The sequence below is a fragment of the Prosthecobacter fluviatilis genome (genome assembly GCF_055388355.1).
Window position 1 is genome coordinate 1,550,421 of record NZ_AP043782.1, and the last position, 14,080, is coordinate 1,564,500.

Below are 14,080 nucleotides of genomic sequence, written 5' to 3' on the forward strand. Positions count from 1 at the left end.
ACGGAAACTTGTTATTCTTGAAAAAAACATCAGGGCACTTCTTCGCCAGAGCCTGTGTAGTACCAGCCCATGACCTTGCCATTGAGCACCAGCGCCTGCGCTTCTGTTGGTTGCATTCCAAAAACTGTTTTCACATTGCAACCAACCTTCACCGCCCAACCAGGCTTGCCCTGAACCGCCGTGGGCTGTGGATCCTGCCAGCTGGTGACATTCTCAGGTTTGATCTCGGTAATTTGCCCGCGCTTCATGCTGGCGATCAGCAGCGGGTAACCTCCCGCAGAATCGCGCACAGGTTTGCCGCCTGCATCCACCTCACTGCTGGAAGGGCCCACATCCGCTGCCTGAGACTGACTCTGCTGCTTGCTGGCCGCTATGGCCTTGAGCTCTTCAGCTCGGGTAATCTTCCACTTCTCGTAGGATGCGTTGAGCTGCGCCTTCAAGTCCGTGCCATCGATGGGAAGCTGCGCACGCGCCGGAGAGGCCGCAGTAGGAGCGAGAGTGATCACCCCGTTGTCGGCAGACAAAGCATACGCCTTCCCCCCAGCAGCGATCTTGCTCGACCCCACGCTCATCTTGAACATGGCGTCCTGGACAAGCTTTACCTCCCGCGGGAATGCAGATGCGGGAATTTTCAGCCAGTTGCCGGTAAGGGCTTCGATGGTTTCAAATTTCGGTTCCGCCTTCGCCGGAGCGGATTTTGGCTCAGGTGCCTTTTCCGCAGGCTTAGGAGCCTCCACCACCACGGGCTTCACAGGGGCAGGCTTCGTTTCTTGCACAACCGGCTTTTCCTCCTCGGCAGGCTTCACCGCCACCACCTTGGGCTTTGCCGTTGGATTGAGGCTTTTGAAGACAAGCTTCTTTCCGGGCGGTGCCCCGAAATAGTCGTAGGCCAGAAAGGCGCCACCAAGGATAAGGATTGTATAGAATAGGGATTTCATGGGTTTATTTATAGATGAAAGTTCACACCTCTCAGCATGATACACCGATTGAGTACTTCAATTTCTTGGGAATGCAGTTACATTTTTCTGTAAAGTTTGTGTCAAAAGCCGCATAGACCAGACGCTTGCGGCAGGAATCGACCGCGCTAAATAGCACTCATGCCCCAAACCAACCTGCTACTCGGTGTTAACATCGACCATGTCGTGACCTTGCGTCAGGCACGTTACCGCACCATGCCGGAGTCTCCTCAGGCCGAACCCACAGCCCTGGCAGCCGCCCTGGCAGCAGAGGCAGCAGGTGCGGATTCCATCACCGTACACCTGCGTGCTGATCGCCGCCATATCCAGGATGCAGATGTGTTTTTGCTGCGCAAAAACATCGCCACCAAGCTGAATCTGGAGATGGGCAACACGCAGGAAATTTTGAACATCGCACTCCAGGTGCGTCCCGATTTCGTCTGCATGGTGCCTGAAAACCGTGAAGAAGTCACCACGGAGGGAGGACTCGATGTGAACGGTCAGCGCGATGCCCTGCGTCAGACGGTCAAGTCACTCAGCGACAATGGCACCCGTGTCAGCATGTTTATCGATCCCGACCTCGATCAGGTCCGGGCCAGTGCCGAAATCGGAGCGGCCATGATCGAACTCCACACAGGCACCTTTGCCAACCACACCGGAGAAAAGCGAGCCGCCGAGGTGGAGCGCCTGTGTGCCGCCGCAGAGCTGGGGCATGCCTTGGGCCTGCAAATCAATGCCGGGCATGGTCTCACCACCCAAAACCTCCCTTCCCTCTGGCCCGTGCCCCATCTGGCGGAACTCAACATCGGCCACCACCTCATTTCCCGTGCAGTTTTCATCGGCCTGCACGGAGCAGTGCGCGAGATGCTCGCGGTCATGGCAACCTACCGCCATTGATCCTGCATGAAAGCCACCGGCATCGGCATAGACCTCGTGGAAGTGTCCCGCATCCGTGAGATGCTGGAGCGCCATGGTCAGCGCTTCAAGGAGCGCACTTTCACTGCTGGCGAAATAGCTTATTGTGACTCCTGCGCGGAACCCGCCATGAATTATGCCGCCAGATTTGCCGCGAAGGAAGCCGTGGCCAAAGCTCTCGGGACCGGGATCTGGGCGGAAGGGGTGAACTGGACCGACATCGAAGTCCTGCGCGCAGAGAACGGCAAACCCTCCATCCTTCTCCACGGCGCCGCCAGGCAGCATGCCGGTGACGCCACCTGCCTCGTCAGCCTGACTCACACACGTGAAATGGCCATGGCGCAGGTGCTTCTGGCTTGAGCTTTCTCTTTTCAGGCACTCCCCCAGCCGCTACAGTCTGGCTCCATACAACCTCATGCGACGAGCAATTTATCCGGGCAGCTTCGACCCCATCACCAACGGCCATCTCGACGTCTTGCAGCGTGCGGCAGGCATTTTTGACAATCTCATCATCGCCGTCGCCCGCGACAACGCCAAGCAGAGCCTCTTCAGCGTCGAAGAACGGGTCGAGCTCATCCGCAATGCGGCTGCTGAAATCCCAGGCATCGAGGTCATGCCCTTCGACGGCCTTCTGGTCAATTTCGCCCGCAAACACCAGGCCTGCGCCCTGGTCCGCGGCCTGCGCGCGGTGTCTGACTTTGAATTCGAGTTCCAGCTTGCGCTCATGAATCGTAAACTAGAGCCTAACCTTGAGACACTCTTTCTCATGCCCCGCGAAGAATACACCTACATCAGCAGCCGGCTGGTCAAGGAAATCTGCCGCCTCGGAGGCCACATCGAACAGTTCGTCCCGCCGAATGTGGTTTCAGCTCTCCGCAATAAACTTCAGATTAGTTGATTTTTAACCCTTCCCCGACCATGCACCGTCCATTATTCATTGATCTGCGCACCTTGCCGGAAGGCGGCAAAGATATTTCCGGGCAGGAACTCCCGACCTTCTTTGACCTCGACCCCAAAGACAGCATCCAAGCTGTTTCCCCTCTGAAATATGATCTTCACGTGGAGCGTGACGGCGCAGATCTCATTGTCACTGGCCGCCTGGGGGCCACTTTCAGCCTGGAATGCGGCGCCTGCCTGGAACGCTTCGACTACCGGGTGGAACTCGAAAACTACTCCTCCGAGGTCGAGATTGCAAAGGATGACACGATCAACTTGACGGATACCGTACGGGAAGATATTCTGCTCACCCTTCCGAGCTACCCACGCTGCGATGCTGGCAATGTCCATCCTCGTCAGTGTCCCGCCGAAGGCAGGTTTGAACCGGAGTTGGAACCAGCTCCCGACGAGCCTCAAAGTGCGGGTCCGGGTGTGTGGGAAGCTTTGAACAAGTTAAACTAGAACAGACCCCACCTCGATACTCTCATGGCCAATCCGAAGCGCAGACAATCCAAGAGCCGCCAACGCATGCGTCAAGGCGCAAACCGCTGGAAGGCACCCACACTCAAGAGCTGCCCGGAATGCGGCACCAGCGTCCCAGGTCACGTCGCCTGCCCTTCCTGCGGTTACTACCGCGGTCGTCAGGTGATCAGCAAGGTCGCCGGCGAAGGCTGATTCTTCTTTTGATTCATTGATTAACCCCGCCGGGCTGTTCCTCGGCGGGTTTTTTTCGTTTGTTTTATTCAGGCTGACGGCCCGGCCGGCCCCAGATCAAACATCGCAAACCATCGCGGCGTGGCGCAGTGCGAGCACCGGATCGTCCCAGGTGGGGATGAATTCATGCGCCACGAAGTCGTGGTAGCCGATTTCCAGCAGGGCCTGCATCACTGCCGGGTAGTTGATCTCCTGGTGCTCATCGAGCTCACAGCGCCCTGGATTGCCGGCTGTGTGGATATGCCCGATGTAATCTTTGTGCAGACGCAGGCGGCGGATGATGTCGCCGTTCATGATGCTGACGTGGTAGATGTCAAAGAGCAGCTTGAAATTGGGGCTGCCGATCTGCTTGATGAGATCCACACAGAAATCCACGTCGTCGCCAAAATAGCCGGGGTGGCCCTTCATCGGGTGCGAACTGTCGCGTGAATTCAGGTGCTCCAGCACCAGGGTGATGCCTTTTTTCTCCGCATTCGGAAGGACAGCCTTCCAGGTGTCGCGGCAGTTGTTGATCGCCTGCTCCCGGTCCATCCCCTCGAATTTCATGCCTGTGAAGGTAATGACTTTTTTGCAGCCCACATCCGCAGCGGCATCGATGGCGTCATTGAGCTTGGCGATGACTTCGTCACGGAACTTGGGATTGCACGGACCGTTGGCGAAGCCATGTGAGCCGACAAGGGAAATATCGAGGCCGAGAGCCTTCACATCAGGATAGTATTTGCGGTCAATGCCCTCCATCCCCACGAGACCGATGTCTTTGCAGTGCTTTGCCAGCACCATCATGTCCATGGGCTTGAAGCACCAGCCCATGACAGTGTGCTTGATGCCGTGGTTTTTGATCACGTAGGCAGGATCAGCGGCTGCTTTGGCGATAGACTGAGCACTGAGGCGGGACACAGCGGTGGCGGCGAGCGCGGTGGTGAAAAAATGGCGGCGTTTCATGGCAGGTGGAGTCAAACGGAGGGAAACTCACTTTCCTATGCAGAAGGTCGAGAAGATCACGTCCAAGATGCGCTCGACATCGACCTGACCGATGACATCTCCCAAAGCCTGAAGCGCCTCTCGAATCTCGAGGGCGATGAATTCCGGCGCTTCATTGCGCGCGAGCGCCGCCCTGGCTGCCACGAGACGCTCAGCGCAGCGTTCAAAGGCAGCCTTGTGCCGTGCGTTGATCGCGATGGGATGATCTGTGGCGAGCGGCCCTGCAGTGGCAATGACAGCGCGGATGGCATCACGCAGCGCCTCGGTGCCTTCCCCGGTCAGGCATGAAAATGGAATGGCGCCTTGCTCGCCGGCCCAGTCAGCATGGATGCCCAGATCGCTTTTGTTAAGAATGAGAATGCGCCGGCTGACGAGTGCGGGAGGAAGCTGCAGCCGCGCGGCACTGGCACCGAGGCTGCCATCGACGACTTCGATGACGAGATCGGCACGCTCCAGCTCACGCTCAGTGCGCTGAATTCCCACGCGCTCAACGTCATCGTCAGAATCACGCAGACCTGCGGTGTCCACAAGCCGCAGCGGTATGCCATGGACCTGGATGACTTCTTCGATCGTGTCACGGGTCGTTCCCGCCGTAGGACTGACGATGGCACGCTCAAAGCCCAGCAGCACATTGAGCAGACTGCTTTTGCCAACATTCGGGGACCCGGAAATGACTGTCCGTGCGCCATGCCGCAGGATGCGGCCCTGCTCTGAGGTGGCGATGAGTTTTTGAGCACGCCCAAGGACGCCATCCATGCGACGCTTCAAATTCTCCCCTGTCTCAGGCGAGATGTCCTCCTCCGGAAAATCAATGTAAGCCTCGATGTGGGCCAGCACCGGGATGATCTCCTGCTGCATGGCGGCCGCTTCACGCCCGATGACCCCGCCAAGCTGCTCATTGGCTGCGCGAAGAGCCAGGGTGCTTTGGGCATGAATCAAATCCATCACAGCCTCAGCCTGCGTGAGGTCCATCTTGCCGTTCAAAAAGGCACGCTGGGTGAACTCCCCCGGCTCCGCTGCACGCGCCCCGCATGAAAGCCACCGTTCCAGAACACGCTGGGTGACAAGAACACCGCCATGACCGTGGAACTCGATGACATCTTCACCTGTGTAGCTTGCCGGCCCTTTGAAATAGATCATCAGGCCATGATCCAACGCCCCGCCCTCAGCATCAAGAATCTGCACAAGATGCGCCTGCCGAGGCCGGATGTTCGCTGGCAAACGCGCAACGCGGGAGGCTGTTTGCAGCGCCTGCGGACCGGAAATGCGAACCACACTGATCGCAGCCTCTCCCAAGGCGGTGGAAATGGCTGCTATGGTGTCGTTGAGCATGGGCGATGGTGAGGGAGACGCGGCCACAGTTCAAGAAGCGTTCCTGGAAGTTGCAACAAAAGACTTCTTTGATGCTGAAGTCTTGATCCTTGAATCTGCAACGCTTATGCTCGCTGTCTTTCCAACCTGAATTTGCCGTTCACAGATGTTTGTTCCTGCCATCCAAGAAACCGCCATGGGTCCGTGGGCACCCAGGCAGGTGTCATGGCTGGAAATGGCCTGCTATTTTAGCGGAGCCCTCCTGGTGGCCGTCTTCGGGACGCTGTGGATTCTCCGTCGTGGCGGGCAGATCGGGCTGGATGAACCGGACACACGGCGCAAACTGCACGAAAAGCCGATCCCACGGCTTGGCGGTGCCCCTATTTTCCTGGCAGTAGGCCTTGCCTCTTTGGTAGCAGGTTACATTGGCGGACTCGGCTGGACCCGCTGGCTGCCTGTGGCAGTGTGCAACGCCTTGATATTCAGCGTTGGGTTCGTGGATGACCTCAAACCTCTCGGTGCCAAGGTCAAGCTGGTGGGCCAGATCGGCACGGCGTTGATCTTGTACTCCCTGGGGGTTTCAATCGACATTCTTAGCAACCCGTTCGGAGAAGGTGCCTTGTCACTGGGCTGGTGGAGCCTGCCGCTGACCTTGATCTGGCTGGTCAGCATTCCCAATATCGTCAATTTGATCGATGGCATGGATGGGCTGGCTGGCGGATTCGGCCTGTTTCTGAGCCTGACCCTTGCCTTCCTCGGCTATTACAGCCGTCAGCCTGACGTCTTGGTTGTCTCGCTGGCGATGGCAGGCGCACTGGCGGGCTTTCTTATCTTCAACCTTCCGCCCGCCAAAATTTTCCTTGGCGATGGCGGCGCCTATTTAATTGGCTTTTTCATCGCCTCTGTTTCGCTGTTCACCTCGAACAAAGGCTCCATCATCGGCGCGCTGCTCGTGGTCATCATCGCTCTGGGAGTCCCGATTTTGGACACCCTGTTTGCCATCATCCGAAGAGCCATCCGGGGTGTTTCCATCTTCAATGCGGATGCCGAGCACATTCATCATCGGCTGATTCTGCTTGGCTACAGCAAAGGAGGCGCACTGGCCGCGATGTACTGCGTCTGCCTGGCGCTCAGCCTCGTGGGATTGAGCATCTTGATGATCAAGGGCAGCGCGCTGCCAGTGGCGGGTGCCATCTTGTTCCTGCTGGCGCTGGGTGCCGCACGCTACCTGGGATACATCCGCAGCTGGTCCAATTTCCGCAGCCAGATCAACGAAACCATGGAGCGGCGCAGACAGCGGGAATTCTTCAGGGCCTATGGCCGGGTGCTGGATTTTGAGGTCGAGCGCTGCATGGACTTGGAGAGCTTTGCCACCATGTTTCAGCATGGGCTTGAACGCATGGATCTGAGCATGCACGAGAAGGCCGGCTGCAGGCCGGAAGTCCTGGCGCTGGGCGGAGGCAGGAGCTTTACCATCTACCGCCCCCAGGATGGCACAGATCTCGGCGAATGGCACCTCCGGCTCGATGTGCTGCTGCCAGCCCTCGAACGTTGCCTGGAGAAATGGAATGCGCTGCCATCCACCGCAGGCGCTGCAACCAAGGCAACGCCCCCTCATCTTCCGCTCTCAACCACGGCATGAAACAAGATTCCGCTCAGTCTGATGAGTCAACCAATCAGCGTCCGGTGCTTGTCGGGGATGAAACCGAGGCTGCGGAGCTGCCCGAAAGGCCTGATGACTTTCAGGAGGACGACTTTGATGACGACGGCGCCGCAGCCCAGGTGCGCAGCTATGACATTCCTGGACCGGCATGGCAGGGATATCTTTTTGCCGCATTCCCGATTTTTGCCTGCCTGTTTGGTGCCGGGCGCGACACCTGGTCCAAGGGGGTGATCACGCTTTTGATGGCGTTGATCCTGCTTTTCTTCGCCTCAAAGCGGAAGCTGCCCCTGCTGGCGCTATGCGGCCTGCTGGGGGCCACCCTTGCCCCGTTGCTTTCGTTTCTGCCTGCCAATTTTTTGTTTAAACCACCGGCCTGGCAAACCACACTGGTGCAGGACTGGGACATCCATTTGTCCAAAACACTGACCCCTCAGGCCTTTGTAACCCTGGAGGCTTGGCTGCTGTTTGCCACCTGCTGCCTCTGGCTGGCATGGTGCCTGACACGAGGATTTTCAGACAGCCAGCGCCGGGCGATGATGCAAACCCTCACCTTCGGCAGCATCCTGCTTTGCATTCTGTCCATCTTCGAGAGAACAGGAGCCATCAGCATCCCCTGGTGGCCGCGCAACCCCAAGGAATGGGGAGATGGCTTTGGCCCGTTTGCCAACCGCAACCACATCAGCAGCATCGCCGCCATGACATGCGTGCTCTGCGCGGCGACAGGATTTGATGCGCATCGGCGCAAATCCCGTTTGTGGATCCCTTGTTTGCTGGGCTTCATCCCGCCGCTCGTCTGCCTTTTCATGAACAGCTCACGGGCAGGACTGCTCTTGCTGTTTTTTGGCATGACGGCCTGGTTTGGCAGCATTGCCATGCGCCGCGGTTTTTTGCAGAAACTCGCCGTTTCGACATCCCTGGTCTTTATCATCTCCACCTTGCTGGTCATGTCGGGCGGAAACGTTTCCAAGCGGTTATCGGAAGGTGGCATTGCACAGTTTGCATCAGACAACGGCCGTGGCTCCCTCTTTCTGGAATCCCTCAGTATGACCCTGGACGCCCCATGGACGGGGATCGGACTTGGAAATTTTGCCGCCGTTTTCCCTCACTTCTCCCACCTGCCGGCAACGAGATTCCGTTTCCTGCATCCTGAAAGTGATCTGCTCTGGCTGCTGGCTGAGGGCGGGCTGCTGACTGTGCTTCCTGCGCTGCTGCTGCTGTTTTGGATTTTTTCCTCCACCGGTCCTTGGTATGGCAAGAAAAAGAAGCGCAAATCAAGCATGCAGGACCGTCGCCTGCGAAACTCCGCCGCAATCGTCTTCGGCCTCGGCGCCATCCACGGGCTGGGGGATGTGCCCAGCCATGGCCTCGGCTATGCGCTCTTCATGGCTCTGCTGGCAGGCATATCGATCCGGCCACGCAGGCTGCCGGATGCCGCCAGACTGCCTCAAAATGCACTCTTTCGCCTGAGCGGAGCCGCGCTGCTGGCACTTGGTGCGGCTTGGACGGCCATCGCCCTAGGACATCCGGTTTTGCCTGGCACCAGCGCAGCGGAAGCATTGCGCACCCGGGCAGGAAAACTGGCCGACTCCGGCTCGCCTGCCGGCGCGCTGCCACTCATGGACCAAGCCATCGAAATGGCACCGCTGGATTTTCGTTATTATTACGAACGAGCATGCCTGCGTCTCCGGCTCGGGCAGCCGAAGGATCTGGCTTTGCTGGACTTTTCACGCTCCCGATTGCTTGACCCGACCTACTCTGTGACCTGCTTCACCGAAGGCCTCTTCTGGCTCGATTATGACCCGCAGTACGCAGTCGTCGGCTGGCGCGAATTCCTGCGCCGAGATCCCGATTCAGCTCCCGGAGACTACGGCCACTACCGCCAGATGCTCGGCTATTCTTTCCAGCACCCGGAGCTGCGTGAGCCTCTCTGGACGCTGGCCACAACATCGGAGTTGAAATTTGAATTTCTAAGAACCGTGCAGACCCGGGAGGAATTTGACCGGTGCCTCAAAAGCCTTCTCGCCCAGCAGCCTGACCTCAGAGGTCTGGATCCCGCACATCGGGAAACCCTCTTCAGCCTGTGGTATCAGCATGGCAATCAGGAGGCCCTGATCACAGCCCTGGAAGCCAACCGCAAATGGCGCGATGACGGCTGGCGGATACTCTCAGAGCACTACGCCCGCAATTCAGACTTCCAGCGCGCCTGTCAGACTGCCCTCCCCTATCTGCCATCCGTCGTTCGCACCACCCCGGGAACGAGCACGGATGTTGCAGCCCTGGAGCGCGCCCTTCTTTACAATCCGACTGACGTCAGGCGCGCCATCGATCTGTTTCAGGCACAAAAAAGCCAGGGGGATGTAGATGGAGCCCTCAGCACGCTGGAAAAAGCGGCAGCCTACCCCAACGCCCCGGCGTACATCCGCCAGGAAATCGCCACCTTGTATATGATGAAGCAGGACTTTCGCCGTGCCTGGGAGAACCTGCGGGAGGCCATGCAAAAGCCTTAGGTCGCAGCCGATTGTGTCGGAACTGTTGAATCAGCAGCATGCCGCGGCGGAAGGCACCACATCACGGACTCGCTGCATCGAACGAATTGCCTTTGTCCTCCAGCCCGTTATTCTGTGAGCCATGCCCGCCTCTGAAATTGAACCCCACATTGAACCGGCAACCATCGAAGACCTGCCTCAGCTGGTGGAGCTCCTTCTTGCCTTGTTCAGTGAAGAAGAGGATTTCAAACCGGACCGCTCCAAACAGGAGCACGGCCTGCGCCTCATTCTGGAGCAGCCAAACCGTGGCCGCATCTTTGTGCTGCGCACGGAGCACAAGGTCATCGGCATGATCAACCTTCTGTTCACCATCAGCACGGCAGAGGGCGGACTGGTGCTCATCATGGAGGATGTCATTGTGCATCCGCAGCACCGCCGCCAGGGCTATGGCGGGCGCCTGCTCAATCATGCCATTGAGTTCGCCAGAGAGAAGCACTTCCGTCGTATCACCCTGCTCACAGACCGTATCAGCGCAGACTCTCAGTCCTTCTTTCAGCAACACGGCTTCCAGTTTTCCAAGATGATCCCGATGCGCCTCGTTTTTAACGAAACCTAAAGACGCTCACAACATGCACACGCTGCTTGCCTTCCTCCCCCGGCCCGAAGGCGATACCGCCAAAGTGTCACGGCAGTGGGCGGAAGCCTCCGACTGGTTTGTGCTTTTCACACTCGGGACGCTGTTTTTTCTTCTGGGGGCATTTGCCATGTGGGCTTGGCTGATCTGGCGGCGCACCACCAAGCCGGAGCCACACGTCAAACTGCTCATGGAGCTCGAAGAAGAATCCGAAGCGAATGCCCGCAAAACCACCTTGGATGAGGAGCCGGAAAGCAGAGCCCCTTGGGAAAAGGCTCCAGACTGGTGGCAAAGAACGGATCCATGATTCAGCCATGAACGAGTTGCGTTCATCGTTTCACGGATGGCGTGCACGCACGCATCATCTCACCCGGAACCGTCGCTTTCTGCTGCGCACGGCCGCCAGCATCGTCTCCGTGGGAATGATCATCGCCTGTGTGATCGTCATCGGCAACACCCCGCGCGGAGCACCTGCACAGAGCCAGGCCGCAGCCTCCGCCTTGAGCCGGCTGCATGAGGAGTTCAATCGCCTGCGCCGTGAAGACACCCCGCAGCCACGTCAGCTGGCCCTGTGGCTGCGCATGCTTCTGGCACAGCTGCCTCAGCTGACAGAAAAGTCTGAGTCGAAGCTGTTTCAGTCCTTTGTCCAAACAGGAAAAATAGGAGCCTATGAGGTGGCGCAGCTCATCCACCAACACGCCACCACAGATGCCCCCGCAGGCTTGTTCAGGAGCTTTCTTGCCGCAGCTCTGGCGGGAGATGCGGCCTCCTTGCAGCAGCTCGATCAAGATGCCCGTGCCAAGCCCCCTGCCATGCTCGCAGCAGAGCTGCTGGGCAGCGTGCAAAAACGCAACAACAACATCTCGGCCGCCATGCAGGCCTTCTATGCGGAAGGCCTGCATTTTGCCGACGCCTCCACCTCTCGTGAGGAGGCACTGCGGCTGGCCGTCACCCAGCGGGATCTCAAGCTCCTGCGTGCGATTTCCACGCAGCCTGGCTGGATCGAGCATTGCCCCCCGCTGCTCCAGCACCATGCTGGCTCACTGCTTGGCGATGTCTGGATGCAGTGGCTGGGCCTGGTGCGCCACCGCTTCAATGAGCTCCCCTTCGGCATGCTCGGCCTCGCGCTCTTCGCAGCAGCCCTTTGGTATTTCATTCTGGTGCAGCATAGCGACCACGAGAGCTGGCGCTGGGCACGGCCATTCGTCGCCATCATGGCTGGTGTGGCCAGCGTATGGCCCACGCTCACGATTCTGGCCTATCAGGAGTTCTTTCAGGGCATGACATCTGCAGCACCTTTTCCACACGATTTGATCTACTATGTAGTGGGCGTGGGATTGCGCGAGGAAGGCTGCAAGCTGCTCCTGTTTTCTTTGTTCCTGCCCTGGCTGCTGTGGCGGCGGACACCGGGACTCGCACTGCTCACAGGCGCATTTGTCGGGCTGGGGTTTTCGCTGGAGGAAAACATCGGCTACTATCAGAACTTTGGCGGCAGCATCGCATGGACACGCTTCCTCTCAGCCAATTTTCTGCATGTTTCCCTCACGGGCATTTGCGCACACAGCCTCTACAGCATGCTCCTGACCCGCTTTGCCCGTGCAGACCAGTTTATCATCACTTTCATGCTGACGGTGGCTGCTCACGGAGCCTATGATTATCTTTCTCCTGGCAGGCTCGATGACAATGGCTGGCTGTCCGTCATCGTGCTCATACTTTGCGCTGCACGCTTCATAGACCTCCTCGGGGAGGAAACAAGGCCAGTGCATCTCACCATCGCCCCCCGGGCGGTCTTCACCTTTGGGTCAGCCATTTTGATCGCCATCTCCCTCATCATCGGGGCATGGAGCACCCATACCATGGCAGGCGTCGCCAAAGCCGGCAGCGAATGCCTCAGCATGGTGCCGATCGCCCTGCTTTACTGGCGGAAGTTTGAGAATGCATGATTGGGTTGTGCTTTGCACTTCGCCCCGGTTCGCGCATGCTGCACCATGTCTTGGTTCGAACACAATTTCTGGACGCTGGTGCTGGCGGTTGCGTCGGTCTTTGGCTCGGTCATTGCGCTGCTGCACCTGCTGTTGCGGCACCATGACTACCGTTCCGCTGCCTTTTGGACGGCGCTTGTGGTCTTCACCCCCCTGATCGGGCCGCTGTTGTACCTTTTTCTTGGTATCAATATTCTGCGTCGCAGCGGCCGGCGCTACCGCAGCGGAATGAACGAACCATGGCGCGACCCGGTGCCGGAACATCCCCTGCCCGTCACGGACACTGAAAGCTGTGCTATGCAGGAGCACCAGCAGCTCGCACGCACGCTGGACCGCATATCCAGGTTCAGCCACACCCTGGGAAACCACTTCGACATCCTGCATAACGGTGACGAAGCGATGCCCCGCATGCTGGAAGCCATCCGTGATGCGAAGCAGAGCATCTCCCTGGCCAGCTACATCTTTGAGGCCACAGGCATCGGGGCTGAATTCGTGACCGAGCTCTCCAAGGCGGTGAAGCGCGGAGTGCAGGTGAGGGTCATGGTGGACGACGCAGGCACCCGCTACTCCTGGCCGCCGGTGGTGGAGGCTCTGACGCAGGCAGGTGTGACCGCACGCCGTTTCATGCCCAACCACCTGATTCTTCGCCTGATCACGATGAACCTCCGCAATCACCGCAAAATCCTGGTGGTGGACGGCCGGAAAGCCTTTACCGGCGGGATGAACATCCGCGAAGGAAACATGGTCGCACGTTCACCCGCACATCCCGTGCATGACCTTCACTTTGAAGTCACCGGTCCCTGCGTGGCACAGATCCAGAGGGTGTTTGCCGAAGACTGGGCCTTTTGCACTGGCGAGGGGTTGGAAGGCCCTCTCTGGTTTCCGAAACTTGCCGCCACCGGAAGCACCACCGCCATCGGCATCGTCGATGGCCCTGACGAAGACCTGGAGGTGATGCCTGCGGCGTTTTTTGCGGCCCTCAATGCGGCCCGGGAAGAGGTGAAGATCATCACCCCTTACTTTTTGCCCAACGGCGTGCTCATGGCAGCGCTGCGGCTCTGTGCCATTCGCGGGGTCAAGGTCAGCATCCTGACCCCGGCAGAGAACAACATCCCGTTTGTAGGGTGGGCTGCCCGCACCTTGTATCCAGATTTGCTGGCGGTGGGCTGCCGCATCTACGAGTCGCCCCCGCCCTTCGACCACTCAAAATTATTCATTATCGATGGTGTTTGGTCTTTTGTCGGATCCACAAACTGGGATCCCCGCAGCCTGCGCCTGAACTTTGAATTTAACCTCGCCTGTCACGATGCAGAGCTGTGCCAGCGGCTCGCTGAGGAAATGGACGCCAAGCTGGCCTCCAGCCGTGAAATCACGCGGGAAGTTCTGGAAAACACCCCTGTGGGGCAGCGCTTGCGCAACGGCTTTGCGCGCTTGTTCATTCCAGCACTGTAAGAAGTTTTGAATCTTTTGGCTAAACCAGCCGTATTTAGGAACGTTGTAAA

General features: G+C 58.5%; 14 protein-coding genes. 11 read left to right on the plus strand and 3 right to left on the minus strand.

Going from position 1 to position 14,080, the window contains the following annotated elements; genetic code table 11:
* Window positions 1–29: 29 nt before the first annotated feature.
* Window positions 30–938, minus strand: coding sequence for a hypothetical protein (locus ACZ5WW_RS05970; protein ID WP_377166759.1), 909 nt, complete (start codon window positions 936–938; stop codon window positions 30–32).
* Window positions 939–1,097: 159 nt separating this feature from the next.
* On the opposite strand from ACZ5WW_RS05970, the gene ACZ5WW_RS05975 reads away from it, so the two are divergent.
* The 5 genes from ACZ5WW_RS05975 to rpmF are packed head-to-tail and all read left to right on the plus strand — an operon-like array spanning window position 1,098 to window position 3,482.
* A complete protein-coding gene (locus ACZ5WW_RS05975) occupies window positions 1,098–1,853 on the plus strand; it encodes a pyridoxine 5'-phosphate synthase (RefSeq protein WP_377166757.1) in 756 nt (251 codons plus the stop codon).
* A gap of 6 nt (window positions 1,854–1,859) precedes the next feature.
* Entirely contained in the window at window positions 1,860–2,231 is a 372-nt protein-coding gene (gene acpS, locus ACZ5WW_RS05980) for a holo-ACP synthase (RefSeq protein ID WP_377166755.1), read from the plus strand.
* Window positions 2,232–2,286: 55 nt separating this feature from the next.
* Entirely contained in the window at window positions 2,287–2,769 is a 483-nt protein-coding gene (gene coaD, locus ACZ5WW_RS05985) for a pantetheine-phosphate adenylyltransferase (protein WP_377166753.1), read from the plus strand.
* A 20-nt stretch (window positions 2,770–2,789) separates the two neighbouring features.
* Window positions 2,790–3,269, plus strand: coding sequence for a YceD family protein (locus ACZ5WW_RS05990; protein WP_377166751.1), 480 nt, complete (start codon window positions 2,790–2,792; stop codon window positions 3,267–3,269).
* Window positions 3,270–3,293: 24 nt separating this feature from the next.
* A complete protein-coding gene (gene rpmF / locus ACZ5WW_RS05995; protein ID WP_377166749.1) occupies window positions 3,294–3,482 on the plus strand; it encodes a 50S ribosomal protein L32 in 189 nt (62 codons plus the stop codon).
* 96 nt (window positions 3,483–3,578) lie between these two features.
* On the opposite strand, the gene ACZ5WW_RS06000 is transcribed toward rpmF, so the two are convergent.
* Both ACZ5WW_RS06000 and mnmE read right to left on the minus strand, forming a co-directional pair.
* Window positions 3,579–4,463 carry a TIM barrel protein gene (locus ACZ5WW_RS06000; RefSeq protein WP_377166747.1) on the minus strand — a complete coding sequence of 295 codons (885 nt, stop codon included), beginning with the start codon at window positions 4,461–4,463 and terminating at the stop codon, window positions 3,579–3,581.
* Between the two features lie 27 nt (window positions 4,464–4,490).
* Complete coding sequence (gene mnmE / locus ACZ5WW_RS06005) at window positions 4,491–5,834, minus strand: tRNA uridine-5-carboxymethylaminomethyl(34) synthesis GTPase MnmE (protein WP_377166745.1); 1,344 nt, start codon at window positions 5,832–5,834, stop codon at window positions 4,491–4,493.
* A gap of 175 nt (window positions 5,835–6,009) precedes the next feature.
* On the opposite strand from mnmE, the gene ACZ5WW_RS06010 reads away from it, so the two are divergent.
* The 6 genes from ACZ5WW_RS06010 to cls all read left to right on the plus strand — a co-directional run bounded on the left by ACZ5WW_RS06010 (window position 6,010) and on the right by cls (window position 14,030).
* Complete coding sequence (locus tag ACZ5WW_RS06010; RefSeq protein ID WP_377166743.1) at window positions 6,010–7,455, plus strand: MraY family glycosyltransferase; 1,446 nt, start codon at window positions 6,010–6,012, stop codon at window positions 7,453–7,455.
* Complete coding sequence (locus tag ACZ5WW_RS06015; RefSeq protein WP_377166741.1) at window positions 7,452–9,983, plus strand: O-antigen ligase family protein; 2,532 nt, start codon at window positions 7,452–7,454, stop codon at window positions 9,981–9,983. Before ACZ5WW_RS06010 ends, ACZ5WW_RS06015 begins: the two co-directional genes overlap by 4 nt.
* A gap of 121 nt (window positions 9,984–10,104) precedes the next feature.
* Window positions 10,105–10,578 (plus strand): GNAT family N-acetyltransferase, encoded by a 474-nt coding sequence (locus ACZ5WW_RS06020; protein WP_377166739.1) that lies wholly within the window; start codon window positions 10,105–10,107, stop codon window positions 10,576–10,578.
* A gap of 13 nt (window positions 10,579–10,591) precedes the next feature.
* Window positions 10,592–10,903 (plus strand): hypothetical protein, encoded by a 312-nt coding sequence (locus ACZ5WW_RS06025; RefSeq protein WP_377166737.1) that lies wholly within the window; start codon window positions 10,592–10,594, stop codon window positions 10,901–10,903.
* Between the two features lie 7 nt (window positions 10,904–10,910).
* Window positions 10,911–12,539, plus strand: a complete 1,629-nt coding sequence (locus tag ACZ5WW_RS06030) for a PrsW family glutamic-type intramembrane protease (RefSeq protein WP_377166735.1) — start codon at window positions 10,911–10,913, stop codon at window positions 12,537–12,539.
* A gap of 45 nt (window positions 12,540–12,584) precedes the next feature.
* Window positions 12,585–14,030, plus strand: coding sequence for a cardiolipin synthase (gene cls, locus ACZ5WW_RS06035; protein WP_377166733.1), 1,446 nt, complete (start codon window positions 12,585–12,587; stop codon window positions 14,028–14,030).
* The last annotated feature ends 50 nt before the right edge of the window (window positions 14,031–14,080 follow it).